This window comes from Sphingomonas sp. IC4-52, from assembly GCF_020707225.1.
In the GTDB taxonomy this organism is placed as follows: Bacteria; Pseudomonadota; Alphaproteobacteria; order Sphingomonadales; family Sphingomonadaceae; genus Sphingomonas.
Map to the genome: position 1 here is coordinate 416,634 of NZ_JAJFEU010000001.1, position 24,744 is coordinate 441,377.

Consider the following 24,744-nt stretch of genomic DNA (forward strand, 5'->3'; position numbering starts at 1 on the left):
GGGCGTCTCATCAGAGCATGCCCAGCGCTTGCATGTAGGTTTCGAGGATCGCTTCCTCTTCCTGAAACTCCTCGCGCTTCTTTTTGCGGATGGAGATGATCTTCTTGATCGCTCTCGGGTCGTAGCCGCGGCTTCTGGCCTCGGCGAAGACGTCCCGGATATCATCCGCGATGCCCTTCTTTTCCTCCTCGAGGCGCTCCGCGCGCTCAATTAGGAGGCGGAGTTCTTCGGCAGCGACCTGGCCGCCGCCCATGCCCTCGCCGCGTTCCTCAGCCATCAGCCAATCCCGATCATGGCGAGGAAGCCGGTGCGCTCGAGCACCACGCCAATCAGCTGGCCGAGCAGCACGGCGCCGAGGGCGGCGACTGCGCAGTTTGCGAGCGTGCGGGCGAGGGGAGCTTCGTTAGCGATGTCACCGCAGCTCGGGCAATCGCAGTGGTACGGGTGAAGGTCGAGCTGGAACGGCTGCCCTTCGATCGGGTGGCGTAGAGGGATCATGATCGAATTCCCTTGATGAGGATGAGGTGGTTGGCCGCGGCGGCGGCCACGACGATCGCGACGAGGATGATCGTGACGACGACGACGTCCTCGGGTTTGCTGGCGGCAGCGATCACGACGCAGATCACCAGCGCACCCAAGCCGATCGCCACCCGTAGGCGGGCGCGGTAGCGGCTCATGCCGCAGCGCCCTCGGCGACCGGCGCCGCGAGCGCGTCGACACAGCCGCTGCAGAGGTCTTCGCCCGAGATCCAAGCGCAGGCCTCGCCGCTGCGGGTGCAGGGCAAGCGCCAGCTGCAAGCGCAGATGCGGCAGATCCGCGGCGTGTGTTCGGGATCGCGCTCGCCCTTCACGATCGCGTCTAATGCGGCGAGCACCGAGCGATCGAAGCGGAAGGCGGCGTGGAGCACGTCGATCGTGGTGATTGAAGCCGGCACGACGTCTGCCTCGATGCCCTCGAGCCAAGCGACGAGATCGTGCTCGGGCACGTGCGGCTGGGTGCGGATCTTCGCGGCGACCTGGTGCAGATCGAGCAGCTGCGCCACGCGGCGCGTCTTGAGGTAAGAGCCCGGGGTAAAATCTATCCGGCGGATCCAACTCTTCGGGACTGCGGTCATGATGGTTATGTTGTCCAGGCAGCACAAAGCCGCTCCGCGAAGCTCGAGGCGACGCGGGCGGAGGTGCGGTAGTGGGGAAGTCTCGACAGTTACGGGCGCGGCGGCCGAGCGCGGCCCGCTGAACTTATGGCGGGCTGCGGTTAGGTGAGCGCCGCAGGCGCCTGATCATGCCGCGGAGATTGTCTGCCAGTGCGACGACCTGGCTGACTTCGCGTTCAGCCTTGGCGATCGCCGCCTCGTCGGCGCCGGGCAGCGCCAGAAGCATCAGCGCTTCCTCCGCCTCGCCGTTTTCCTTTGCGAAGGCGGCAGCGCCGCGCAGCAGCTCGAACTGACAGCCGAACTCGGCCTCGCGCAGCTGATCGGCGAGGGCGTTATACGCGTCGCGGATCGGCGCACCGATCAGACCGGCCATTTGCCAAGCGAGATCCAGCTTCAGCGCAAGATCGAGAGGGATGGATTCGGGCGTGTTTGGGTTTGCCCAGTTGCGGACGGTATTCTCGGCGCGGTCGACGACACCCGCCATTCCTGCCCAGCCGCCCAACAACTGCTCGCCGGCAATCTTGTCCAGGGCCTGCTCGATCGAGCCCGGCGCACGTGCAATCGTCATGATTGCACCTCGGCTGGAAAAGTGAGGTTCGTTTCCAAGAGACATTTGGCGGTGCGCACTGAAAAAGACGACGCCGGTCGCTTGCGGAAACCGGCGCCGTCTTCCTGGGGGGGCTCTTCCAAATGCAGCATACGGACGTCCCGCGTGTTCTGATCGGGGTGGGTGGCCCCGCACGGGTTCCGGCCGGCATGCCAGCGACCGAAAGTGAGCTCGGGATCGGATGGGGTGACGCTCTCGCCGTTCAAGCGACCTTCTCCGCCTGGGTGGGGTCGCTTCCCGAAGGTTCTAGCCCATTTGGGTTCGTGAAGGCTGCGTCAGCCCCGGGTGCCGGAACGACGGTGCGAGGGAGCAGGTCAGGAAAAGGGGGCGGCGGATCCGTGTTGTCGGTCGGCTCCGGGCCGAACAGGTCAGGGCGGATTTCCGTTTTCCGAATACCCGTTGCCTTCTCGATCGCGATCGCAGCTTCTGCCGGCACCTGTGTGCCGTTCAGCCATCGCCAAACGGAGCCTTGTGTGAAGCCGATTTCGCGCGCGAGCGCGGACTGTGACCCTTTCAGGTCAACAGCGCGACGCAGCGCGTCCATCGGCTCGGAGGCGGGTGCCTGGTCCATGACGCGTAGTTAAACGGAACCGTTTAGATGAGTCAACACGTATTCGTCGGTCGCGGCTTACACGGGCGCGTTTAATTTGCTCTCGTGATTGTGTCCGCTCGCCTTAAGCAGCTGATGGAGCTTCGCGGACTTTCGCAGTCCGAATTGGGGCGCCGCGTGGGGGTCTCACAGGCTACGATCTACAAATTGCTCGTGGGCGAAAGCTACGGCACGAGGCATCTTCACAAGATCGCTCGTGAGCTTCTCACCACACCGGCATACTTGACCGGCGAAACGGACGATCCCGATCGGGATGCGCCACCGGAGCCATTGCTCGCTCATGGTGAGCAAGAGCTTTTGAACTGCTTCCGAGCCCTGTCGCCAGAAGACCACGCTGCGCTGACCCAGCTCGCGAGGTCACTGTCTGGCAGGGCTCGGCCGAAAACTGCTCTTATTCCCTCGCAGATCGAGCTGCCTCCGGAACACGCGCTGGCACGAATGTTCGAGGGCCTGTTGCGGGTGATGGATCTGGACGCGCCGTTGGACGAACAAGCTCTGCTTCTCGCGCAGCGGCTCCCCATCGGTCTAGCGCAACTGCGAGATCTGCTTCCCGCGTCGGCCCAGCCGGACGGCGCCACAAAGCTCGAAGAGCCGACCATTCCCGTTCGCGAACCGCAGTGACGACCGCACACATGACGTCGCAAGGCAAACATGCGTCCCGGCATCCAGGCGTTGCGCGATATACGACCTCATTCATTATCCAGCTCCAGCGACTATTTTGGAGGCGCGGATAAAAGATGTCCCTCAAGAACCTGACGACGCCGCCGGTCGGCCCGTTGAGCGTTGATCTGCGAGAGGGAAGGGGGGAGGAACTCGATGTGGTGGAACCTTGCCAGTCTGTTGGTTGTAGCGCTGACTGCCTCGTTTTTGATCATTCCGGTTCGTTCGGGCTCCATCGAGGAACCGGATGATCAAGCATCCAGGCTCTCGGTAGGGTCGATGATCACGAAGATGTATCTCACGCCCGTGAGAACAGTCGCACTAGCAGGTGTCTTCGGCTCCACCATCGTCGCCGGCGTGTGGATTGTGTGCCTTGATTGTCCGGTTCTCGACGTTCCTTCTAGCGCGATGAAGCAACAGTCGTCCTGTTGTCCGTTCGCCGGCGGGGGCGATCATCGCAGCCACACCGCTCGAACCTGAGACGCATCGCCCGTTTGCGGCTGGGAAGGAATGGCAAGCCGGTGCGCAGCGCCGGCCTGTTCGGTCACCTTCGCCCGCCCGATCAAAATTCGGGTCGGGGCCAGGATCAGCGGTTATTGTGCGACTCGATCCGACTCCCGCTTTGCGACTTTGAACTGCAATATGAACGTAGGGCCACCATCGGCATCGTAGTAAGCCTCAAGTGATTGCGCGACCTTGTTGGAAAAAATCGGCTTTTTCTCTTTCACCATCTGATCGAGTCGCGCCTCCGCGAGGTCGAAACACTGCTTTGTGATGTGAACGACCACTTCGTAGCGGATGATGGACGGCTCAAACGAGTAGGCCTGATTGTATCCAATCAGCGCGGATCGATTGGCGGGATCGTCGGACTCGGGTGCTTCGTTCGGCGAGGGCACACACGTGGCAGGGAGGATCTCGCGCATGGTTGTGTCCATGCGCATCTCAAGGTCCGAGCTATCCTCCCAGATGACCTCTGCTTTTGCTGGGGGCGAGATGACGAACACGAAGGCGACGAAGGCCTGAACGACGGGTCGAGCGATGCGCGTGACCATCATACCGCCTCCCATCAGACGATCTTGAGACGTCGAATTTCGGTAAAGTTGTCGAACACGAACTGTTTGTACAGGTCAGCGTCCGAACCGCTTCCATTGTAGCGCTTTACTGCCTCCCACAGGTCACCGCGGGCAGCCTTGTACTTACCGTCCATCTCCTTCCGCCAGCGATCAACGCAAGCGTCGATGCTCCCCCAAAGGCCGTGCTGGCGGCTGGCTGCGGAAGAACCGGGGGCTGGGCTCAGCCAAAACTCAGGGTCGGTCAGACTGTTCTGTAGGTCATATTGGAACAGTCCGTACCCATACATCAGTGTCCCGCGCTTCTTCGTAACGCCTCGCGCATCGCGCGCCTCGTCTGCCACGGCGATCAGCTCGTCGGTGATCTTGCCAAGCGTGGGGTGACGGCGAAACTCTTTCTCGTTCCTTGGGAACGCGCCGCGCTTGTCTGAAGCATCGAGGACGATCAGCCGCAACACCCCCGAAGGGGAGCGCCCCTTGCGGAAGTTGGGATCGATCCACGCGTATGCCGATTCCTGGCAAGCCATGGCACAGGCCAATTCCACAGAGAATGGCGTACCACTCGTCGCGCGCTCCATCTCTCCTCGAAAATTGGAGAGCAGCCATTGGGTGGCTTCGCCAACTCTGCTCAATGGGATCGCTCGCGAATTCACCCAAGCCTTTGTGGACGCGCCGCTCGCGGAAGTGCCGGCGATAACGGTTGCGGCACCACCGGCGAGGATGGCTCGCCGCGTCATCAGCGTTTCCATAGACGTTGCTGGCCTCCATTCTTCAAGATCCGGTTCACGCCAGATCACGAGGAGGAGATTCGACGCCGAAACCCTTGCGGCGTCAATTCGGCCAGCGACTTAGTGAAACGCCCTAGCGAGCGGCGAGGGCGAGGGGCCATTCTAGAGATGGGGCCCGGGTATCGGTCGGGTATCGCGCGGTTGCGCAGGCGGTATGACGGCTGAAGTGCGTCGTCTGTCATGATCGCGGCGGAGGGCACCTCCGCCGCGTCGCGTGTCTAACTCTCAAGAGATGAGAAAGCCCCGCCTTCTCATTTGTCGCGCATCGCGGCTGTGAGGTGCTTCGCCGAGATGGTGTACGACACTTTTTTTCCGTCGCCTATTTCAATTTGGCGGGTAACCTTGCTTTCCCTCTTATAGAGAAGGTCCAGAATGTGCTGCCTCTTAGATTTCCAAGTGGGAGATGCGTCGACAGAGACGTTCTTTGCCGACTCCGCTATCGCTTTATCTAGATCTCCAATGTTTTCTAGTATATCGGCCTTTCCCATTGAACCGCTTAGTGTCTCTTGTTCAAGCCAATATATGCCGGCATTAATCACGAGATTGGGACGCTTCACCTCGCGCGCAGATGTCATCGCTCTGAGGTAACATTGCCTGCCTTCTTCAATGTTCCCGTCTGAAAATGCTAGTAAGCCATCTGCTGCATGAAGAAACGGAAGCTGATCACCGCTGCTTCTTATCTGCCGCAACTTCACCCGTGCTTCGCGAGCACGCTGGTGTCGCCCGTCCATTACCAGTGAATAGAGCAGCCCGTTGATCAGGTTAAAGTCACGTGGGTGCAAGCGTGCAGCGGCTTCTGCGACTTCGATAGACTTAGAGAACTGGCTTAAATGTACTGATGTTACAAACACGTAATCACGAGCCGCATCCAGAGAAAACGGCTGGTCATTCAACCAATGAAGCGCCGCCTCACTTGAGCCAGCATAGTTTCCCGCTTCGTAGTTCGCTCGTGATCGCGCCTCGTATGCTGATCCATTATTTGCTATCAGGTTGTCTGTGCTAACTGATATATCACTCTCGTTCTCAAGCCACACCGCTTGAGCTAGTGCATTCTCGGTTGGCGATCGTATACTCTTTTGAAGAAGCTTCTTAACCTTACTTCTTTTTACACCAGACTTCCATTCAAGCGAAGCCAGCCCGGCGCTTAGCTCGCTGTAGCTGATCCCGATAGCGTCGGTTGCGAGCAGTGATGCTAACTTCTTCGACCCGTACCTTGGCCCGCGGCCCACCAGGTCGGCAAGCGCCACCTCTGCCGCTTGGACCCACGGATCAGATCTGACTGCATCACTCCGCCAAAGAAGGTCGAGACCGCGCTGCGGTTCGGACGTGGTTGCAAACAGCTGGGCTGCGCTCCGCAGTACAAACCGGTTATCGGGGGCATTGGACACAGCCCTCTCCATGGCAGCGAGAGCGCTAGTAGGCTGGCCAAGTAGCAAGTAAAAGCGAGCCAATTCAGCGCCGGCTATAGCATCCCTAGGATGTTCGACTAACCGCTGCTTGAGTCGCCGTACACTTGCGTGGAGCTCATCAGGTTGAGTGAAAAGCTCGCTTGGCGACGTGTCTTGAACGGGCGCCTCGATGCCCAGCAACAGCTTCGCCAACCTTATCTGGCTTGGACGAGCTCGATCAGAGTTGCGTAGCAACCAGTAGGCAGCGTCCTCCGCGAGTGACGGGTCACCCCCTACAATAGCGGCCTCGAGCAACTCCGTCGCAGGACCCACGCCAGGAGTCGCCAGCCAAGCATGGCGCTCCGTCGGGCCCACGCGACCGCTTGAGCTGGAGCCTATCGCCGTGCGATGGCGCCGCCCCAACGATGCGAGCTCCGCTCCCGGGGTGCGGGCCAAACTCCTCCACCGCGGAAGAACCTGGCGCGGCGAGTTTTGATAGGCGTCATCCATCTCTATTAACTAGTGACCGCAAGCGCAGCCGATTGAATGAAGAGATATAGCGCTCCAACCCGTATCGGTCGCTTCGTCCAGAGTGATTGAGAGGGTGTCCCCGTATTGTGGCGTCTGGCTCACACAGTTGTTTGATAATGGCAAAAACTTCTTGAACAACTGAGTGGACTGCACTGGTGCTGTCGCGAACGTAATCATCCGACGCCTCTGAGATCACCCGCGCAAAGGCCTCCCGCCAGTATGGCATAGCATCTGCCCAAGATCCGTTCCAGCCCCCACTCTGACTCACGGGGCGATGCTCAGTAGCCAAGCGTCCGATCACTTGCGGAGTCAGCATTGTTCCAGTTACCAGATAAAATGCCATACTCCCGAGGTTATACAAGTCTGCGGCGCGCCTATTTTCGAATGTACATAGTGCGCGCTGACTTCCTTCGGTTTCAGCATACAGAAGCTCAGGAGCAGCGTACTTTATGTCTCCGGGATCGTGCTTATCTTGATGAAGAGCAGTTATCAGGGGAGATGTTGCGCACCCCAAGTCCGATATCTTTTGGGCATCGTCTGCGAAAACCAGAAAGTTTGCCGGCTTGATATCATTATGAGTAACCTGGCCATCGTGCAATTGCGATACCCCAACTGCAAGTTGATGCATGGCACCCAGCGCCCAGGATAGAGCAAACCCCTCCGTCTTATCGTAGTGCTTGCGCAGATCGTATTTCGCAAGCTCGAACACAAGGTAGAAGAGAGCGTCTTGCACTCCTCCAAACGTAACCATTGCGTCGCCGTAGTCGATCGCGACGACGACTTTGTCCATGCTCCTAGAGCGGCAATGATCTAAGATCGACCGCTCAAAGCCATGGCTGTCCATGGCCGCTCGCACTCGATCATAAACGCTACCGCCGTCGTGAGTGAGAAGACCGAGATCCGTCGCCTTGAGGAATGCCTGAACACCATCGTCACTGGTGACGTGATAACCGACGGAGAAGTTGGGTTGAGATCTGTCGACCGGAACTGAGATCATCTCGCCAACCGTCCACTTCCGGTTGCTCTTCTTGCCCGCGAGCACCATGCCGGTGAGATTTGAAGCTACAGTCGACGTCACTTCCCGTTCCCACGCGTGACAAATCCATACGCGAGCGCCGCGCCAGCAATTGATGAAATCAGCCCGGACGCCCAAGACCGTAGGTCTCCATCGCCGGCATATAGCGAGTACATCAAAACAGCGCAGGCGATCCCGAGCGAAACGTAGGCTATGCGGACTGATGCTCGCACTTTCACCAAGTCAACATCCCCAACGTCACTGTCGCGGATTAGCCTGTCTGAGACGATGATCTCCGGTCGGTGATCAGGCGGCAGACTAGTGCTCATTGACTGTCAAGGATGCCGACGAGCTCGGCATCGAGCTTGTCTGCGTCGGCAGTAAAGCCAATGTGGTTCCTCCCTTTCGCCTTTTGTTGCTGATAGGCCTTCAGAACCGACAGAGCCCGCCTCACTATTTCAGTTTTGGTCGTGGCCTCGTCCGTAGCCAGCTGGTCAAGGAACGCAGCAACGTCCTGACTAACCTCGATATTCATGCGCACTTTTGCCATGATCGTCTCCATGATATGAGTGTAATATATGCGCAAATATTGCGCAGGCAAGAGGCTGGGGGTAACGAGAAATGGGGTTGAACGAGGTAACAGGTGATGTTTCCATCGGCAGCGGCTGTGAAACGGCTCACGGTCGGAGCGATCTGGCGAAAGCGAGAAGGGTATTGCTCCCTCGCGGGCGGGTACAGCAGCTGCGCTGAGCCGCAAAAGTCCGCCAGCACGGCGGAGGATGTCTCCGCCATGATCCTCGGGAAAAGCGGTCATTCCGATCTCGCCCACAATCGCCGCTCAGCGAGCATTGTGCGGACTTCCGCTAACCTCCCACAAGCGGAATCGCAGCCACTCGACAAGGCTCAGTTCTGCCAGATGAATTTGCTCAATTCCTGAAGCTGCGGTAAGCTTGATCGAAATCTATTTGGAGTGATGCTCCAGCGTGACTGCCGTGCCGAGCGGGCATTTCCACTGGCAACATCAGTGCGCGATGCCCGTGGCCACCACACTCGCCAGCGTTGCCCAACCGGTGCCATCGGCATTGCGGCCGGCATGGATGCCGAGCACGGCCTTTCCATCCTCAGAAAGCAACGGCGCACCGGAAGAACCTGGTCCCGTGTCGCAGCCATGTGTGAAAGTCCTGGTTGAAATTGCCAAGACGCGGCAGTCGGGAGACTGCACTGCCAGCGGAACGTTGGCCGCCCGAAACATCACCAGCTTCAACCGCGCACCGCTCCTTGCCGGCGCGCTTGCCAGCTTGAGACTGGTAAGGCCCTCCGTCGAGCCTCGCAGAGCAAAGATGGTGTATCCGCCTGCATAAAAGCCGAGCGCTTGCTGGCGCAAGATGCTGGCATTAAGCAACCTGCCATTAATGGCGAACTTGGCTACCTTGCCTTTCAACTCGGTGCCGCAATGCCCGGCAGATAGCGCGCGATCGGGCGCGATGAGAAACGCAGTGCAGGTCCTACCCGGGCCAAGCTGAACCTGTCCTACAGCGCGTCCCATCATCGCCAGAGGATCGGTCGCGGGCAGCTCCGGCAGTTCGACTGCGTCGTCGGATCCTTGGATGCCACCCCTATATCCAAATGATGCCTGCGGCGCTACATCAGGATTGGCTTCGAGGTAGGCGCGAATATCTTCCTTATATTTGGGTAGCAGGCCGGCATCGATCAAGAACCTAAGGTTTTCTCGCACGACGGGTCGGGAGCCCTCAGTAAACTTCTTGATGAGTTCCGCCTGAAGCTCGTCTTGAGCGCTTGCGCGGGCGAGTTCGGCTTTCTGCTTCTCTGCCTCGCGACTTGCCCAAGCTGTGAGACTGCCCGCGACGATAGTTGTCATGACGCTGATGAAACCGCCGACGATAGCGAGCGTTAGCGGATTGGAGATGAGCTCTTGCCACGGGTTCTTTTTGGATGAAGCGAGTTCACGACGTTTCTGCATGACATCTAGGGCGAGCTTTTGCCGCTCCAGCTTGAGCCTATCGCGCTCGAGCGCCGTAATCGCCCCGTGATCGACCGACTCAGCGTGCGATAGGTTACCAACACAAACCCGGCTTCCGACTCGCCGCATGACCGCTCCTCACGCGATAAGACCTATAAGATCCATTTTCACTCGAGCTTGCAAGCGGCTAGAGCAGCCCAGAATCCAGTTCTCGAGCTAGCGGCCGCTCTCACCCGTGGCCTTGAATGGCGGCATTCCTTCCAATGGCCGACATGCAGGCTGGACGGGCCACTTCCCACTTTCGGGCATTTGCCTCGGGTATGGGCTCGATCGGTGCGGGTAAGATGGCTACGGTATGCCGCTCAAAAGCGTCACCGCGGCGGAGGGTATCTCCGCCGTCATGGCAGCCGTAGAGGCCAAACTTCAAACGACTTCGGTGGGGGCCAAGATGAAAGATCAGGAGGAGCGGAGCTCGCCGCTTACTATAATCACGACGATTGCGGCTCCGGTCACGATCATCGGAGCTGCCACGCTCTACTTCACCGGTTCGATTTACCAGCACTACGTTTTTCGCTTTTTTGGGCTGTCGTCGGGCGTTGTGGAGAAGAGCATCCAGCAGACCATGGCAGACGGATACGCGGCGGTCCTGCAATGCTTTTACGTTCCTGCATTTCTGATACTTGCCACGTGGTTCCTTCTCTGGATGAACCGAACCGCGGCCAAGGTAACTAGCCGGACTCCCGGTGCGCGCTTGACCCTTTTCAACGTTTCCCGCGCAGCGGCAATGCTTTACCACTTCTTCATCGTATTGCTGGCGGGCTTCCTCTGCGGTGTGATCGCGGCAGAGTTTAACGCAGCTCGCTATTTCGACCGCGTCGAAGACGGCTGCAAATCTTGTTTCGTTTACGTGAGCAGCGCGGGTCAGGTGATTGGCTTGCCCCTCGACCAAGATGCGAAATCATTCATCGTTGTCACCCGAACAGGGGTGCAAATTCTCCCCGGCGGATCGCTTAAGGCGGTCAGGCGAATAAACCCGCCCCCCGCATCGGTCCTCTTCTAGCAACGCGGTGTTCCTCCGGGGCTCACGACTAGCGTTCGCGGTATGTTCCGATTTAAGGCTAGCCCATGGTTGGCCCGCCGAAAACGCTGCAAGATCTCCGCCGCATTGACGGCGCAGTGCGCGTTACGTGCCGGACCTGCAAGCGAGCCACGCTTCACGATCGGGAGGAGCTGATCCAGCTTCGATCTGCTGGGCTACAGTCATGCGATTGGCCGACAGTTTCGCGCCAGATGCTCTGCGGCTACTGCACCAGTCACGACGTCAAGGTCGAGATCGAGGCATTCGCTGAGGATCTTCCCGAACTGCGTAGGCGACGCGCCGAGTTGATCACGATCGAGCTGGCGCTGATCATCCTGCGGCGGGCGTCGTATTCTGGGTCACGCGACTCCGTCCCAGTCGAAGCGGTCCGCTTGGCGCTTCGCGCGCTGCACCCGCACCTTTGCGATCGTGGCATGCTCGAACGGTTCTGGGCAGCTTATGTCGAAACGAGTGAGCATCCATGGGCCACGCCAGGCGGGTGCTTCGCGGATCTCGTCCGTGGCCTTCTGAAGCGCGGCTACGCCGTTCCGGCCGAGCTACGGTGACGATGAAGCGTTCCGGAAGAGCGCTGGATAGCAATCTCTGGCATTTCTCCTTATGTTCCTGGTGGGGGCGTGAGGGGATTGATGGGCGCTACCACAGCGGCGGTACCACCTGCATCGTCGGGCCTGAGCCGCACCGCGGCTCGTGCTCCGCTGCGGCGGGAGGAGGTATTCGCCTTCATCGTCGAGCGACTGGCCCGCGGGCTAGGCTGTCCTAGCTACAAGGAAATTGGCGAAGCAGTTGGAGTGAGCGAGACACGCGCTCGCCAGCTGGTGGATCAGCTCGTCGCCGCCAAAGTTATCGGCCGCACGGCCGGGCTGCAGCGCAACCTCGTCGTGATTGATGTCACCCATGCCCGGGAGATCGTGGTGGAGGTGTTTCGACGCATTGGCGGCATGGCGGCCGCTCCGCTTGGCGAGCTGATGGGGTACTGCGGGCATGCGCAGCTGCCGATCGTCGCAGTTCTCCAGCATGTCCCTGAGAATGACGGGGACACGCATGCAACACGAGCGGGCTGACGCGCCACCAACTGCCCGCAAGCTCACCGCTGCGGAGCTGCGGGAGCAGCATCGGATCACGCACCTGGTGCTAGGCGCGCCGCGACCGAAGCCGGACCTGCCGAAGAAGCCTAAGGGCATTTCCAAGCTCGAGTGGCGAGCGATGAAGGAACGGCTGCGCCAGGAAGGTACGCAGCTGGCCCCGGGGATCGAAGAGCGTGTGGCGCTTAGCGAAACGTGGCGCGGTATTGCCGGCACGCCTGAGACACTTGAATTCGCTGCACGGGAAGCGAAGCGTGAAGGTGCGATTGCCCGACTGGTTCAGACCGGCGCTCTCGATGCTCACCAGCTGGCTGCGGCGCAGGAGATCGCGACGGCCTATACCCTCATCACGGCCGACGTTGCCGTACGTACCGCCAAGCTCGAGCGCGGCACCGGTGGCGGTCCCAACGCGGCAGCTGCCGTCCCGATCGGGCGGGTACTGTTGGAACGCGCCTATACCGATTGGCGAGCCGCAGTAGCACCGCACGCCGACATGCTGCTGGCGATCATCGTCGACGACGTAGGCATAACCGACGCGGCTCGCCGCTGGCGCATGTCGAACCGGCGCGCGCGTACCATGCTGGCGAGCTCACTCGATCGTTGGCGGCGACGCTGAAGGGGGGTGCGCATTTGCGCACTGCGCGAGTGAGCAGCCGGTAAAACGGTCACGCAAACGGCAAAAACGACCCCGCCATAGTTGCGCCCGCCGCCCTACAACGGGGTGAGCGGGCGCTTTCGTTTTGGGGCTTTGACATGACCCAGATCGCAATCGACCTGGCCCGGCCGGATGATGAATTCACCGCCACGGCCCGGGCTCTCAGCCGCTATCGTCACCGGACAATCGCGCGCCTGACCATCGACCAGCTGCCGCTGCGTCGGCTTGCCTGTTCCCTTCGTCGCTGCGCCCGCGGCCCGTCCAAGCTCGCCCGCCGGCTACGCCGTCGTGCCGAGCTGGGCCGCGCCGGGAGCTTCTGAGCCCCATGCGCGCGACCGGTCAGCGCCGCCCGTCGAGGCTGGACGAACTGGATCGTCTCACTCCCCGTTGGGACGATATTGTCCGCCGGGCGGCGCTGGCCACCCGATCCGAGCGGGAAACGCATCAGCTCGAGGAGGATGCGCAAGCGTTCGCTGACGAACTGGTCGCCGCTTTCCGCGGCCGGAACGCTCGCCGCCCGAGCGCTGCTCCGCTGCACGTAAGCGCTGACGGCCATTCGGCGCTGTTCTGATGGCGCCTACAAGCTCGCCGACGGGGCGGGGCTGCACCTCTATGTCGCACCGACCGGGCTCAAGAGCTTCCGGTGGCGTTTCCGGTTCGCCGGTAAGGAGCAGCTGCTGACGCTCGGCAGCTATCCCGAGCTCGACCTGGTCGCCGCCCGGGCTCGCGCCGACGCGGCGCGTGAGCAGCTTGCCCGCGGCGAGGATCCGCGCACCCGATCGGCTCGCGTCGAAACATTCGAAGCGGCCGCGCGCGCCTGGCACGCCGTCCAGCTCGAGGGCTGGACACCGGTCCACGCGGCCGACGTCCTGGTCAGCCTCGAGCGCGACGTCTTCCCGACGATCGGCGCCCAGCCGCTCGGCGCGATCGCGCCGGCCGACGTGCTCGAGCTGCTGCGCGCCGTGGAGCGCCGCGGTGCGCGGGAGACTGCCCGCCGGTTGCGTCAGCGGATCCCGCAACAGCGCGCCACCGCGTGCTGCTCATGCCAGTCGCCCGGCAGGATCCGCCAGGCATGCCCGATCCCGTCGCAGGTGGGCGCGTCATCGTCGGGAGGGGCCGGCTGGGCGGGCATCGGGGCCGAGATAGGGCGGCGGGGGTCGAAAGTCAGGGCCGAGAGGGGCCGGACACCGCGTAGTGGGACCGTGCGCAGCGGAAGGTAATCCAAAGTAAAAAGTTCGCCCTCGTCCGAGCCCGCCCGAAGGTTCGTCCTTCCGGAAACATCCCTACCGTCAATCCCGAAGTGTCGACGTTCGGGGCGGAAGCGTAAACCTTCGACAGCGAGCGTCAGGTGAGGGGAGTGCGGCAGGGGAAGGACAGGGAGAAGCCCGTCCCTTGCCGCATCCCCTCCTTACCGGAAGCGCAACGCCGGCGAGGGCGTGGCATGGTTCGTGCTCTTCCCCCTCGCATACCCCCGGGGCGGCGCAAGCCGCCACGCGCCGACAGCCGGATCTTGGCTGTCGACTGCGTGTGGTGATCCTTTGATGCCGGGGGGAACTACAAATCAGCGCATGGCATCGCTCCAGCGATGCCATCCCTTTTGCTCTTAAGCTCTGAAGGCCGGATAGAAGACATTCTATGTACTCGCGCGTGAGACCGCTGCGCCGAGGTCGGCGATAGCCGCAGCCAGACTACCCGGGGCCGGGGGCGGAGAGGGATCGCTGACGGGCGCTGCAGCCAGCCCCTGCGGCGTGCGACCGATCCGTCGCATCTTAGCTGTCAGGATCTGCACGAATCGCGACCAGGTCGTCTTGGCCATCTTCCGTCGGTTATCGAAGAAGTAGGCGTTGCTCGTCTGCTCGAGCTGCGGTGCGAATTCACCTTCATTGCCGGTTCGCGCCGTGCGCCGAACCCAGTCGATGAAGCCGTGATTGTTGAGGCGTTTCAACGCCGCTTTGACCGTGTTTAGGTGACAGCCGGCTTTTTCCGCGATTGTTTCATGCGCGGGGAATAGCTTCCCGGTTTTGAAGTCCAGAAAGGCGAGCAATGCCTTCAGCACCGTTAGGTCGGTGCGACGTAGCCGGCGATCCGCCGCCTCGATCTTGGCGTCCAGCTGCTCGATGCGCTGGCGCAGCGCGGCTGGCCGGCCAACGGGCAGTTCCGCCGGCGAGCGGGTTGCCAGCTCCTCCAGCTCCGTTGCCGCCGCATCCCGCTCCAAGCGTGCCTGGCGGACTTCTTGCAGCGGGAACTTTCGCCACTGATCCACCCGCAGTTGCTCGGCCGTCTCGATTATGGCCTCGCGGTGCGCTAGGCCGGCAGCCACCGAGCCGTCACCGATGCGAGCCCAAGGCTTCGCTTCTGGGGTGGTCTCGAGGAAGCTTTTCCGGTGCGGAACACGCCGCCCTTCTCCAATGTCCGGGCCGCGCGGGTTGCGGCCGGCGAGCTTGGCGGTAGCGCCCTTCAGCAGGCGGTGGACGTCACGCGAGATCGATGCCCCGCCGCTCACGCCGCGGCACTCCCGTTCGGGAGGTTCAGACCCGTCGCGGACCCTCGAGCAACGCGCTGGGGTGCGGCAGCGTGGCGGTCAGCAGATCCGCCCATTCCTGCGCCAGCTCGCGCCGACGTGGCATATACGCAGCGCGATTGTACGTCGGCTCCACGCCGCCCTGCGCGTGCGCCAGCATCAAATCGATAATTGCACGATCGCCAACACGATTCTCGGTGCCAGCCAGTTCGTTCATCACCGTGGAGAAGGTCGACCGCCAGCCGTGCGGGACGTGGATGCCGGAATAGCCGGCATCCCGATATGCCTTGCTCAGCGTGCTGTCCGATATCGGCCGGCGCGGGTGCCGTACGCTCCGGAAGATGAGCGGCGCGCCACCGGAGAGGGCGATCGCCACCTCGATTGTCTCCACCGCCTGCCTCGACAGCGGCACGATGAATTCGAAGGCCGCATCCTCCTTGCGTTCCACGACGAGCTTCATCTTGACCGCGGGGATGCGCCAGATTGGCTCTGCGCCATCCAACCCCTCGAATTCTGCTGGCTCCGCTAAACGAAGGACGCCCGCGCGAACGGCGGTCAGCGCGAGCAGGCGTGACGCCAGCTTCGTCATTGGATGTGCCGGCTTGGCCTCCACATCCGCGAGCACCGAGCGAGCTGCCTCCACCGTCCGAACGGCCGGGAACTTGCCCTTCCGAACCGGCGCCAGTGCCCGGCCGGCGATCGCTGCAGGGTCCGCCAGTGCCAAGCCGCTGCCGATCGCTCGGGCGAACACCTCCGAGATCCGTTGCCGAGTTCGATGCGCCGTCTCGATCGCCCCGCGCTCCTCGATCGGACGAAGCACGGACAGCACGATCGGCGTCGTGATCGCATCGATCGGCAGCTTGCCAATTTTGGGATAGACGTCCCGCTCCATGCTGGCCTTCACCAACGCGGAGTGCCGCTTCGACCACCGCGCCGTCTGGCTGCCGATCCAGTCCTCGGCGATCTTCTTGAAGGTGGCATCCGCCTGTAGCGACCGCGCCGCGTGTTGGCGTTTCTTCTCGAGTGCGGGATCCACTCCCGAGCGTAGCTGCCGTGCCGCCTCTTCGCGCCGGTCGCGAGCCTCGGCCAGTGTCACATCCGGATAGGGCCCGAAAGTCAGCCGCTTTTCCTTGCCGGCGAACCGATACTTCCAGCGCCAGCTGCGATATCCGTTCGGCGTCACGTAGAGATACAGGCCGAACGCATCCGCCATTTTGTACGGCTTGTCTTGCGCTTTCGCCTGTTTGCAGGCTCGATCCGTCAGGGGCACTCTCCGATGCCCCCACACCGTGAGTGCGATGCCCCTGAAGTGCCCCCAAAGTCGCTACGATGCATGGCCCCGCTGTGAGGTGCCGTGACACGACACACAAGGTAAAATCGACGGAAATGCGGGCGTTTTTGACCTGTTCTGATACAGTCAGAAAAGAAGGGGTGGCGGATGGGGTGGGATTCGAACCCACGGTGAGCGTGAACCCACGGCGGTTTTCAAGACCGCTGCCTTAAACCACTCGGCCACCCATCCGTCCGGAACGCCCTGTGGCGCGGTGCGGCGATACGTGCAAGCCCGTCGATGATTGACGGTTCCGAATAATGGCCGGCTGTGTCACACAGCAGGGGTGAGGGGCTTCAACATCACCAGTCATTTTTTTCGGATCGCAACCGCCCTGGCGGCGGGCTTCACCTTCGCCGGTGCGGCAGCTGCTCAGGACGAGGCGGGCTTTCAGGCCTATCTGCCCGAACTGCGGGCGCAGGCACTGCGCGAAGGCGTGCGACCATCCACCGTCGATGCGATACTGCCGACGCTTACCTATAGCGCGCGCGTGGTGGAGCTTGACCGTGCGCAGCCCGGCAATCCGCAATCCACCGCCAGCCCGCCGTTCGCCCCGTACAAGGCGCGCCACGTGGATGCGGCGCGCATTTCCCGCGGCCGCGCGGCCTATGTCGCCAACCGGGGGCGACTGGCGCGCGTGGAGGCGGAGACCGGCGTGCCGGAATCGATCATGGTGGCGATCTGGGGCCACGAAACGAATTACGGCAGTTATACCGGCAACTTCGACCTGCTCCGCAGCCTGGCGACGCTTGCCTATGAGGGGCGCCGCCGCTCGCTCTTCGCAGGCGAGTTCATCGCTTCGCTCAAGATCCTGGAACGCGGGATCTCGCGAGAGACGTTGAAGGGTAGCTGGGCAGGGGCCACGGGTAACCCCCAATTCCTGCCCTCCATTTATCTGCGCCTCGCCAAGGACGGCGATGGAGACGGCCGTGCAGACATTTGGAACAGCCAGGCGGATACGCTTGCCTCTATCGGCAACTACTTCGTCAACGCGGGCTGGCGCCCCGGTCAGCCATGGGGCTTTGCCGTCTCCGTACCCGCGGGGTTCGATCGTTCGAGCCAGCGCAACCGGCTGGTTTCGCCTCGCTGCCCACGCGTCTTCGAACGGCACAGCACATGGCGAACCATGGCCGAATGGCGTGCGCTCGGCATCGTACCGCAGGGACGCGCCTGGCCCGCGGATGACGTCCTCGCCACCCTGATGGAGCCGGATGGTCCGGGCCAGACGGCCTATTTGCTGACCGGCAATTACCGGGTGATCCTCGACTATAATTGCTCGAATTTTTATGCGCTTTCGGTCGGTCTGCTGGCTGATGCCGTGGAGCAATAGGGCCAGGCCAACGCTGGTTGGACTTGCCCTGGCATCAATTGCCGCCGCCAATCCCGCTCCGGCTCAGCTTCCCGCATCAACGAGCGTGCCGCTTCCGCCAGAGGCGGGCACGCCGGCGGGACCGGCTGCGACGTCCGGCATGGGCCAGCCTCGCTATGATCAGGTGGGGCCCGCAAGAAGGCGCTCGCCTGATGCGGCTGCAACCACCAGCGCGGCCGGAGGCGTGGCCAGCCAGACTGCCATCGTTGCCGCCCACCACCAGCTTACTCCAGGGTCCGTGGCGGAGGTCACGTCGCTGGACACCGGCAGCACGATCCTTGTCCTCATCGATCGCCACATGGCGCCAAGCGGGAACGGTGCAGAGATTGAGCTTTCGCCGGCCGCAGCGGGGTTGCTCGGTCTGGCCGACAGGCTCTCCGCGCCGGTTCGTGTCCGCGGAGTCGCCGCCAGTGCGGCCGATCTGGCGGAACTGAGGGCCGGTCGTCCCGCCGGACGGCGACTTGATGCACCGCCCGGACTGCTTGCGGCACTTCGCAACCAGCTCGAACTCGGTTCTGCCGCAGCAATCACTGCTTCCCAGACCCGATCTCCCGCAGTTTCCGCTATGCCCACCGCTGTGCGTACGTCGGCCGTTCCGTCCCGCGTGACGCCCGCCGTCCCACGCATGGCGACATCAGGGAGATATCTCGTGCAGGTGGCGGCGCTGTCCAGCCAATCGCGCGCCCGTGCACTGGCGGAAACGCTGGGGGGCTATGTCGAAGGCACCGGCGGACTCCACCGAGTTCGGCTGGGGCCATTTGCCGATAAGAATTCCGCCCAACGCGCACGTGACGCAGCCGAGCGCCGCGGCTATGGCGGTGCCGCAATCATTGTTCAGCCTTGAGAAAAGCACCGAGTAGAGCGTCCATGACCAAGCTTCTGTCCTATCTTGCGGTGCCGGCGATTGCCTTGTCTGTCGCCTACCCCTCCGCCGCCTCTGCGCCGCAGTTCCAGACCGTGGCGCCTGTCGCCTTCCTGAAGGATCTGTCGTCCGGCGCCGTGCTCTTCGCCAAGGACGCCGATCGCCGGATGCCACCCGCATCGATGGCGAAGATGATGACGGCCTATGTGGCGTTTGATCTCATCAAGCGCGGCGAGCTGAAGCTGGATCAAGAGTTCGAAGTCCGACCGGAAACATGGCAGAAGTGGCATGGTCCGTCGGCAGGCTCGACCATGTTCCTGTCACCGGGCGAGCGGGTTTCCGTTGCGAACCTTTTGTACGGCATTGTCGTGCTTTCGGGTAACGATGCGTGCGTCGTGCTGGCTGAGGGCATTTCCGGCACCGAGGAAGCTTTCACGCAGCGGATGAATGAAGCTGCCAAGAAGCTGGGCCTCAACAACAGCTACTTTGGTACGTCCAATGGCTGGCCCGACAATGGCGTCACCTATGTGACGGCGCGTGATCTAGCGAAACTGGCGGCGTCCACGATCGAAGATCACCCGCGTCTCTACAAGCAGTTCTACTCGCGGCGCGAATTTACCTGGGGCAAGACGCTCGGATCAGGCAACGCCATCACCCAGGCGAATCGCGATCCTCTGCTGGGCCGCGTTGCCGGTGCCGACGGGCTTAAGACGGGGCACACCGAAGAGGCCGGTTATGGCTTCACCGGATCTGCGGAACAGAATGGCCGTCGCCTGGTCATGGTGCTCGCCGGGCTGACGAGCTCCAATCAGCGCATCAGCGAGTCGGTGCGCTTCATGGACTGGGGCTTCCGCGCATGGCAGGCGAAGCCGGTCGTGAAGCAGGGGCGCAAGGTCACCGAGGCTGAAGTTCAGCTTGGCGATGCGTCCACCGTGGGCCTTGTTGCGCCACGTGACCTGAAGGTTGCGCTGCCGTCAGGTGCCGCACCGGCCATGAGCGCGAAGGTCGTCTATCAGGGGCCGATCAAGGCACCAATCAAGGCTGGCGCGCATGTCGCCGATCTTGTGATCACCTCACCTGGCCTGCCGGTTCAGACCATGCCGCTGGTTGCCGAAAAGGATGTCGAGGAAGCTGGCTTCTTCGGTCGTGCCTGGGCTGGTCTCGCCGGGTTGTTCGGATGAACGGACGCTTCCTCTCGCTGGAGGGCGGCGAGGGAGCGGGTAAGTCGACGCAGGTTCGGGCGCTGGCTGCAGCGCTCGAATCGCGTGGGTTGTCCGTGCTCGTCACCCGGGAACCAGGCGGAAGCGAGGGCGCCGAGGCGATACGCACCTTGTTGATGCAAGGTGACGTTACACGTTGGGGCGCTCGTGCGGAGGCCCTGTTGTTCGCCGCAGCGCGATCGGACCACGTCGAAAAGGTTATCAAGCCGGCGCTTGAAGCAGGCACATGGGTGATCACCGATCGTTTCATCGACTCGACCCGCGCCTACCAAGGCGCAGCGGGCGGGATAGACGACGCGGCGATCCTGGCGCTCCACGGCTTCGGGTCTCGCGGCCTTCTCCCGGATCGTACCTTTGTTCTGGATTTGCCGGTGGCCGAAGGCGTTCGTCGTGCTGCTCTGCGCGATGGCGATGCGACGGACCGCTTCTCGATGCGCAGCGAGCATTTCCATGCCGACGTTGGCCGGGCCTTTCGCGCGTTTGCGTCCCGTGAGCCGGGCCGGTTCAGGGTGGTCGATGCTAGCCGCTCGCCCGGCGACGTCACGGCGCTGCTGCTGTCCGAACTGAGCGATCTGCTGCCGTGATCGCCCTGCGCGGCAACAACGCGGCGCGGGAGGCATTTCAGGCAGCGGTGGCTGGCGGAACCATGCACCACGCCTGGTTGTTCGCCGGCTCGCAAGGGATAGGGAAGGGCAGCTTTGCTCGGGAGGCGGCCGTCGACCTTCTGGCGCGGGCGTCCGGTGATCTCGGGCCCGAACGGACCCGCGCGCTCGTCGAGGCGGGCTCGCATCCCGACCTTCGCGTGCTTGAGCGTTTGCCGAAGGACGGCAAGCCCGATGGTGATCTCGCGCGCAGCATCACGATCGCTCAGGTTCGCGGGCTCCAGCCCCTGTTCGCGACCACGCCGTCGCTCGGTCCGCGCCGGGTTATTGTGATCGACGCCGTTGACGATCTCGAGCGCGCTGGGGCGAACGCGCTGCTGAAGAATCTGGAAGAGCCGCCTGCCGGCACTGTTTTCCTGTTGATCAGCCATGCACCCGGCCGCCTCCTGCCGACGATCCGCTCGCGGTGTCGCTTGTTGCGCTTTGACCCGCTGAGTGATGCCGACATGCAGGCTGCCCTTTCGGATCTCCTGCCCGACGCCAGCCAGGATGAACGCGAGTCGTTGCTGCGGGCGGGCGCTGGGTCGCCAGGGCGGGCGCTCCGCTTCGCTGGGCTTGAACTCAACAGGATCGACGCGGCGCTGGCCGCAATCGCGCAACATGGTGACCGCGACAACGTTGAGCGGGTGAAGCTGATGCGCGCGCTGTCGTTGAAGGCGGCGCAGCCACGGTATGAGGCGTTCCTCGATCGTGTGCCCACCTTCATCGCGGAACAGGCGCCCTACCGCTCCGGCACCGCGCTGCGCACGGCCCTGGATGCGTATGACGAGGGGCGGAGGATCGCAGCCAGTGCCCGCGGTCTCTCCCTTGATCCCGGGACAACCGTGTTTGAACTGGCGGGGGTGGTCGCGCGGCTCGCTCGATAGTAGAGGCGAACTCCTATGGGCGAACCCTTCTACATCACCACCGCGATCAGCTATCCCAACGGAAAGCCGCACATCGGCCATGCCTATGAAGCGATCGCTGCCGACGCCATCGCGCGGTTCCAGCGCCAGTCCGGGCGCGACGTTCGTTTTCAGACGGGGACGGACGAACATGGTCTGAAGATGGTGCAGACCGCCCGGGATCGCGGCATGGCGGTAGGCGACCTCGCTTCGGAAATGTCCTCTCATTTCCGTGCTATGTGCGACAATCTGAACATCTCTTATGATCGCTTCATCCGCACTACGGATGCCGATCATTACCGCGCCAGTCAGGCGATCTGGCAGGCAATGGAGGCTGCCGGAGATCTTTACCTCGATCGCTACGAAGGCTGGTACTCTGTGCGAGACGAGGCCTTTTACGACGAGAAGGAGCTCGTCGCTGGTGAGGGAGGTGAGAAGCTCTCGCCGCAAGGGACGCCGGTGACGTGGACGGCGGAGGAGACCTGGTTTTTCCGCCTTTCCAAATATCAGCAGCCACTGCTCGACCTCTATCGCGACAATCCCGATTTCATTCGTCCGGAATCGCGGCGCAACGAAGTTATGCGGTTTGTGGAAGGCGGGCTGTCGGATTTGTCGGTGTCGCGTACCAGCTTTGACTGGGGCGTGCCGGTTCCGGGCAGTCCCGGGCATGTCATGTATGTGTGGGTGGACGCACTCACGAACTACCTGACCGGCGCCGGCTATCCGGAGGCCGAAATGCGCCACTGGCCGGCCGATTTGCACCTGATCGGAAAGGATATCGTCCGCTTTCACGCCGTTTATTGGCCGGCATTTCTGATGTCGGCGAAGCTACCACTGCCGCGGTCGGTGTTTGGGCACGGGTTCGTGCTTCACCGCGGTGAGAAGATGTCGAAGAGCGTCGGCAACGTCGTCGATCCTGCTGACCTAGTGTCCGCCTTCGGTGTCGATGCGCTTCGTTACTTCCTTTTGCGTGAGGTGAGTTTCGGACAGGATGGCAGCTATTCGGCAGAAGCCATTGTAACTCGCGTTAATGCCGAGCTGGCAAATTCGTTCGGCAATCTCGCGCAGCGCACATTATCGTTCATCGCGAAGAACCTCGGCAGCCTCCCGGAGGGTGGCCGCGCTGACGACACTGATGGTGTGTTGATCGAAGAAGTTATCGTTGCCGCAGCCGGGCTTAAGGCTGCTTTCGGTGATCTCATGTTGAGTCAGGGGATCGAAGCTTGGATGCGCGGCGTGTTCGCCTGCAACCAGTATATCGACGCTCAGGCACCCTGGAGCCTTCGCAAGACCGATCCTGAGCGGATGAACGCCGTGTTGCGCACCCTGGTCCGCGCAATCCGGATGCTCGCGATCGCGATCCTTCCGGTGGTTCCCGCGGGCGCCGGCGCGATCCTCGATCAACTCGGCGTGGCGGAGGCGGAACGCGATCATGCCGCGATCGACGATGATGGCTGGTATGAGCGTCGGGTGAGCAGCGGCGCAGCCTTGTCGGTGCCATCACCAGCCTTCCCGCGGCTTGACATGCCGGTGGAGACTGCCTGATGCTCGCTGACAGCCATTGTCACCTCAACTACAAGGGCTTGGCCGAAGAACAGCAGGCGGTGCTTGAACGAGCACGCGCCCGCGGCGTGACCGCGATGCTCAACATTGCGACACGAGAGAGCGAGTGGGATAATGTTCTCGCGACAGCCGAGCGAGAACCGGACGTTTGGGCTACGGTGGGTATCCACCCGCACGAGGCAGATCAGCATCCGCACGTCGACACAGCCAAGCTCGTGGAGCGAGCACGTCATCCGCGTGTGGTGGGTATTGGCGAGAGTGGGCTCGACTATTTCTACGATCATTCCGACCGGGGCAGGCAGCAAGCGAGTTTTCGCGCTCACATCGCTGCGGCACGGGACGCGGGAGTGCCGATCATTGTCCACACGCGCGAGGCCGAAGATGATACGGCCGAGATACTGAGGGATGAGTTGGGGAAGGGCGCCTTTTCGGGCGTAATCCACTGCTTCACTGGCACAAAAACCTTCGCTGCCATCGCGATCGAACTCGGCTTCTACATCTCGATTTCCGGGATCGTGACGTTCAAGAGCGCGCGCGACCTTCAGCAGACCGCTGCCGCTCTTCCTCTCAATCGCCTGCTGATAGAGACAGACGCACCGTTTCTTGCGCCCGTTCCACATCGAGGGAAGACTGGCGAGCCCGCCTTTGTCGCCGATACCGCCAATTTCCTGGCTGACCTTCGAGGCGAGAACGTCGAGCGTCTCAAAGAAGTTACGGCTCGAAACTTTCATGCCTTGTTCGATAAGACGACCGCGTGAAGGTCCGTGTCCTCGGCTGTGGGACGTCTTCAGGAGTGCCGAGGATCGGCAATGACTGGGGCCTGTGCGATCCGTCGGAACCTCGAAACCGGCGAACACGGGTCTCGGTTCTGGTGGAGCATGAGGGTACCCGTATCCTGGTCGACACGGGACCGGACATGCGCCAGCAGTTGTTGGCTGCAGGCGTCGGTACGGTGGATGCGGTAATCTGGACTCACGAACACGCCGATCACGTGTTTGGGATCGACGATTTGCGACAGATTTATCACCAGATCGGCCGGCCAGTCACCGGTTTTGCACGCCGGCGTACCGGTGCGAAGCTCAAGACAATGTTCGGCTACGTCTTTGCTGGACAGGACGAGTATCCGCCTACGGTGTCACTCCACGAGCTGCCCGACGCGTTCACGATTGGCTCGATCAACCTGCGGGTCGTGGACCAACCGCATGGGGCGATCACCTCCGCCGGGTTGCGGTTCGAAGCCGATGGTAAGGCATTCGGTTATGCCACTGATATTAGTGGCATGTCGGAGCAAATGCGCTCTCTTTATAGCGGGCTGGATCTATGGATTGTCGACGCGCTGCGTCGTCGAACCCACCCGACGCACCCGAGCCTTGAACAGGCCCTTGGGTGGATCAACGAGCTACAGCCGCGGCGCGCTGCTTTGACCCATATGGATCACTCCATGGATTACGCGTCTTTGCTCGCGGAGCTGCCCTCGGGTGTGGAGCCATGTTTTGATGGTCAGGAGTTCATGCTGTGAACGACAGCGCCGCGGCGCTGTTGCTGCTGTTGATGCTCGTCCTACCAGTGTCCGCATTGCTCGTCCGGCGGCTGCCACTTGGCAGAGTTGTGTGGTTCGCTGTGATATGGGCGGCGATCTTCGCCATAGTCACCGGGGCGGTCCTGCTGGTGAGTTCCTGAAACCTAGCTCAGGC

General features: G+C 62.1%; 31 protein-coding genes and 1 tRNA gene. 17 read left to right on the forward strand and 15 right to left on the reverse strand.

What is annotated here, in order from left to right; translation table 11 throughout:
* Positions 1-10 precede the first annotated feature (10 nt).
* The 6 genes from LK535_RS01960 to LK535_RS01985 form a co-directional block, all read right to left on the reverse strand.
* On the reverse strand, positions 11-277 hold the full coding sequence (locus LK535_RS01960) for a DUF2312 domain-containing protein (protein ID WP_227770209.1): 267 nt from the start codon (positions 275-277) through the stop codon (positions 11-13).
* On the reverse strand, positions 277-498 hold the full coding sequence (locus LK535_RS01965) for a hypothetical protein (protein ID WP_227770210.1): 222 nt from the start codon (positions 496-498) through the stop codon (positions 277-279). The genes LK535_RS01960 and LK535_RS01965 overlap by 1 nt, the downstream gene beginning before the upstream one ends.
* Positions 495-677, reverse strand: coding sequence for a hypothetical protein (locus tag LK535_RS01970; RefSeq protein WP_227770211.1), 183 nt, complete (start codon positions 675-677; stop codon positions 495-497). Before LK535_RS01970 ends, LK535_RS01965 begins: the two co-directional genes overlap by 4 nt.
* The gene (locus LK535_RS01975; RefSeq protein ID WP_227770212.1) at positions 674-1,042 is read right to left on the reverse strand and encodes an XRE family transcriptional regulator; all 369 of its coding nucleotides are present in this window, start codon (positions 1,040-1,042) and stop codon (positions 674-676) included. The genes LK535_RS01970 and LK535_RS01975 overlap by 4 nt, the downstream gene beginning before the upstream one ends.
* A gap of 196 nt (positions 1,043-1,238) precedes the next feature.
* Positions 1,239-1,721, reverse strand: coding sequence for a hypothetical protein (locus LK535_RS01980; RefSeq protein ID WP_227770213.1), 483 nt, complete (start codon positions 1,719-1,721; stop codon positions 1,239-1,241).
* A 241-nt stretch (positions 1,722-1,962) separates the two neighbouring features.
* Positions 1,963-2,331: a YdaS family helix-turn-helix protein gene (locus tag LK535_RS01985; RefSeq protein WP_227770214.1), complete on the reverse strand. Its 369-nt coding sequence runs from the start codon at positions 2,329-2,331 to the stop codon at positions 1,963-1,965.
* Between the two features lie 90 nt (positions 2,332-2,421).
* Between LK535_RS01985 and LK535_RS01990 the strand changes: the two genes are divergently transcribed.
* Positions 2,422-2,991, forward strand: a complete 570-nt coding sequence (locus tag LK535_RS01990) for a helix-turn-helix domain-containing protein (protein WP_227770215.1) — start codon at positions 2,422-2,424, stop codon at positions 2,989-2,991.
* Between the two features lie 195 nt (positions 2,992-3,186).
* Entirely contained in the window at positions 3,187-3,510 is a 324-nt protein-coding gene (locus tag LK535_RS01995; protein ID WP_227770216.1) for a hypothetical protein, read from the forward strand.
* A 113-nt stretch (positions 3,511-3,623) separates the two neighbouring features.
* Here the strand turns inward: LK535_RS01995 and LK535_RS02000 are convergent, their stop codons facing one another.
* From LK535_RS02000 to LK535_RS02025, 6 genes are all read right to left on the reverse strand, one after another.
* Positions 3,624-4,085 carry a hypothetical protein gene (locus LK535_RS02000; RefSeq protein WP_227770217.1) on the reverse strand — a complete coding sequence of 154 codons (462 nt, stop codon included), beginning with the start codon at positions 4,083-4,085 and terminating at the stop codon, positions 3,624-3,626.
* 11 nt (positions 4,086-4,096) lie between these two features.
* The gene (locus LK535_RS02005; protein WP_227770218.1) at positions 4,097-4,849 is read right to left on the reverse strand and encodes a hypothetical protein; all 753 of its coding nucleotides are present in this window, start codon (positions 4,847-4,849) and stop codon (positions 4,097-4,099) included.
* 290 nt (positions 4,850-5,139) lie between these two features.
* Positions 5,140-6,489, reverse strand: a complete 1,350-nt coding sequence (locus LK535_RS02010) for a hypothetical protein (protein WP_227770219.1) — start codon at positions 6,487-6,489, stop codon at positions 5,140-5,142.
* Between the two features lie 289 nt (positions 6,490-6,778).
* Positions 6,779-7,885, reverse strand: coding sequence for a protein kinase domain-containing protein (locus tag LK535_RS02015; protein WP_227770220.1), 1,107 nt, complete (start codon positions 7,883-7,885; stop codon positions 6,779-6,781).
* A gap of 262 nt (positions 7,886-8,147) precedes the next feature.
* Positions 8,148-8,636, reverse strand: a complete 489-nt coding sequence (locus tag LK535_RS02020) for a hypothetical protein (protein WP_227770221.1) — start codon at positions 8,634-8,636, stop codon at positions 8,148-8,150.
* Positions 8,637-8,843: 207 nt separating this feature from the next.
* Positions 8,844-9,932, reverse strand: a complete 1,089-nt coding sequence (locus tag LK535_RS02025) for a trypsin-like serine peptidase (RefSeq protein ID WP_227770222.1) — start codon at positions 9,930-9,932, stop codon at positions 8,844-8,846.
* A gap of 226 nt (positions 9,933-10,158) precedes the next feature.
* Between LK535_RS02025 and LK535_RS02030 the strand changes: the two genes are divergently transcribed.
* The 6 genes from LK535_RS02030 to LK535_RS02055 all read left to right on the forward strand — a co-directional run bounded on the left by LK535_RS02030 (position 10,159) and on the right by LK535_RS02055 (position 13,859).
* Positions 10,159-10,863, forward strand: coding sequence for a hypothetical protein (locus LK535_RS02030; RefSeq protein ID WP_227770223.1), 705 nt, complete (start codon positions 10,159-10,161; stop codon positions 10,861-10,863).
* Positions 10,864-11,093: 230 nt separating this feature from the next.
* The gene (locus LK535_RS02035; RefSeq protein WP_227770224.1) at positions 11,094-11,447 is read left to right on the forward strand and encodes a hypothetical protein; all 354 of its coding nucleotides are present in this window, start codon (positions 11,094-11,096) and stop codon (positions 11,445-11,447) included.
* Between the two features lie 81 nt (positions 11,448-11,528).
* A complete protein-coding gene (locus LK535_RS02040) occupies positions 11,529-11,963 on the forward strand; it encodes a hypothetical protein (RefSeq protein WP_227770225.1) in 435 nt (144 codons plus the stop codon).
* A complete protein-coding gene (locus LK535_RS02045; protein ID WP_227770226.1) occupies positions 11,944-12,600 on the forward strand; it encodes a hypothetical protein in 657 nt (218 codons plus the stop codon). The genes LK535_RS02040 and LK535_RS02045 overlap by 20 nt, the downstream gene beginning before the upstream one ends.
* 137 nt (positions 12,601-12,737) lie before the next feature.
* Positions 12,738-12,959, forward strand: coding sequence for a hypothetical protein (locus LK535_RS02050; protein ID WP_227770227.1), 222 nt, complete (start codon positions 12,738-12,740; stop codon positions 12,957-12,959).
* Between the two features lie 282 nt (positions 12,960-13,241).
* The gene (locus LK535_RS02055; RefSeq protein WP_265334018.1) at positions 13,242-13,859 is read left to right on the forward strand and encodes a tyrosine-type recombinase/integrase; all 618 of its coding nucleotides are present in this window, start codon (positions 13,242-13,244) and stop codon (positions 13,857-13,859) included.
* A gap of 413 nt (positions 13,860-14,272) precedes the next feature.
* Here LK535_RS02055 and LK535_RS02060 read toward each other — a convergent pair whose 3' ends face one another.
* The 3 genes from LK535_RS02060 to LK535_RS02070 all read right to left on the reverse strand — a co-directional run bounded on the left by LK535_RS02060 (position 14,273) and on the right by LK535_RS02070 (position 16,682).
* A complete protein-coding gene (locus LK535_RS02060; protein WP_227770228.1) occupies positions 14,273-15,142 on the reverse strand; it encodes a helix-turn-helix domain-containing protein in 870 nt (289 codons plus the stop codon).
* Between the two features lie 25 nt (positions 15,143-15,167).
* Positions 15,168-16,448, reverse strand: a complete 1,281-nt coding sequence (locus tag LK535_RS02065) for a tyrosine-type recombinase/integrase (RefSeq protein ID WP_227770229.1) — start codon at positions 16,446-16,448, stop codon at positions 15,168-15,170.
* Positions 16,449-16,592: 144 nt separating this feature from the next.
* Positions 16,593-16,682, reverse strand: a tRNA-Ser gene (locus LK535_RS02070).
* A gap of 94 nt (positions 16,683-16,776) precedes the next feature.
* Here LK535_RS02070 and LK535_RS02075 point away from each other — a divergent pair.
* The 9 genes from LK535_RS02075 (at position 16,777) to LK535_RS02115 (ending at position 24,730) form a co-directional block, all read left to right on the forward strand.
* Positions 16,777-17,820 (forward strand): lytic murein transglycosylase, encoded by a 1,044-nt coding sequence (locus tag LK535_RS02075; protein ID WP_415837059.1) that lies wholly within the window; start codon positions 16,777-16,779, stop codon positions 17,818-17,820.
* A gap of 223 nt (positions 17,821-18,043) precedes the next feature.
* Positions 18,044-18,703 carry an SPOR domain-containing protein gene (locus LK535_RS16870; protein WP_227770230.1) on the forward strand — a complete coding sequence of 220 codons (660 nt, stop codon included), beginning with the start codon at positions 18,044-18,046 and terminating at the stop codon, positions 18,701-18,703.
* 23 nt (positions 18,704-18,726) lie between these two features.
* Positions 18,727-19,902 carry a D-alanyl-D-alanine carboxypeptidase family protein gene (locus LK535_RS02085; protein ID WP_227770231.1) on the forward strand — a complete coding sequence of 392 codons (1,176 nt, stop codon included), beginning with the start codon at positions 18,727-18,729 and terminating at the stop codon, positions 19,900-19,902.
* A complete protein-coding gene (gene tmk / locus LK535_RS02090) occupies positions 19,899-20,525 on the forward strand; it encodes a dTMP kinase (protein ID WP_227770232.1) in 627 nt (208 codons plus the stop codon). The genes LK535_RS02085 and tmk overlap by 4 nt, the downstream gene beginning before the upstream one ends.
* On the forward strand, positions 20,522-21,469 hold the full coding sequence (locus LK535_RS02095; protein WP_227770233.1) for a DNA polymerase III subunit delta': 948 nt from the start codon (positions 20,522-20,524) through the stop codon (positions 21,467-21,469). The genes tmk and LK535_RS02095 overlap by 4 nt, the downstream gene beginning before the upstream one ends.
* A 15-nt stretch (positions 21,470-21,484) precedes the next feature.
* The gene (gene metG / locus LK535_RS02100; protein ID WP_227770234.1) at positions 21,485-23,032 is read left to right on the forward strand and encodes a methionine--tRNA ligase; all 1,548 of its coding nucleotides are present in this window, start codon (positions 21,485-21,487) and stop codon (positions 23,030-23,032) included.
* The gene (locus tag LK535_RS02105) at positions 23,032-23,808 is read left to right on the forward strand and encodes a TatD family hydrolase (protein ID WP_227770235.1); all 777 of its coding nucleotides are present in this window, start codon (positions 23,032-23,034) and stop codon (positions 23,806-23,808) included. Before metG ends, LK535_RS02105 begins: the two co-directional genes overlap by 1 nt.
* A complete protein-coding gene (locus LK535_RS02110; protein WP_227770236.1) occupies positions 23,805-24,569 on the forward strand; it encodes an MBL fold metallo-hydrolase in 765 nt (254 codons plus the stop codon). Before LK535_RS02105 ends, LK535_RS02110 begins: the two co-directional genes overlap by 4 nt.
* Positions 24,566-24,730, forward strand: a complete 165-nt coding sequence (locus tag LK535_RS02115; protein ID WP_227770237.1) for a hypothetical protein — start codon at positions 24,566-24,568, stop codon at positions 24,728-24,730. The genes LK535_RS02110 and LK535_RS02115 overlap by 4 nt, the downstream gene beginning before the upstream one ends.
* Positions 24,731-24,744 lie beyond the last annotated feature (14 nt).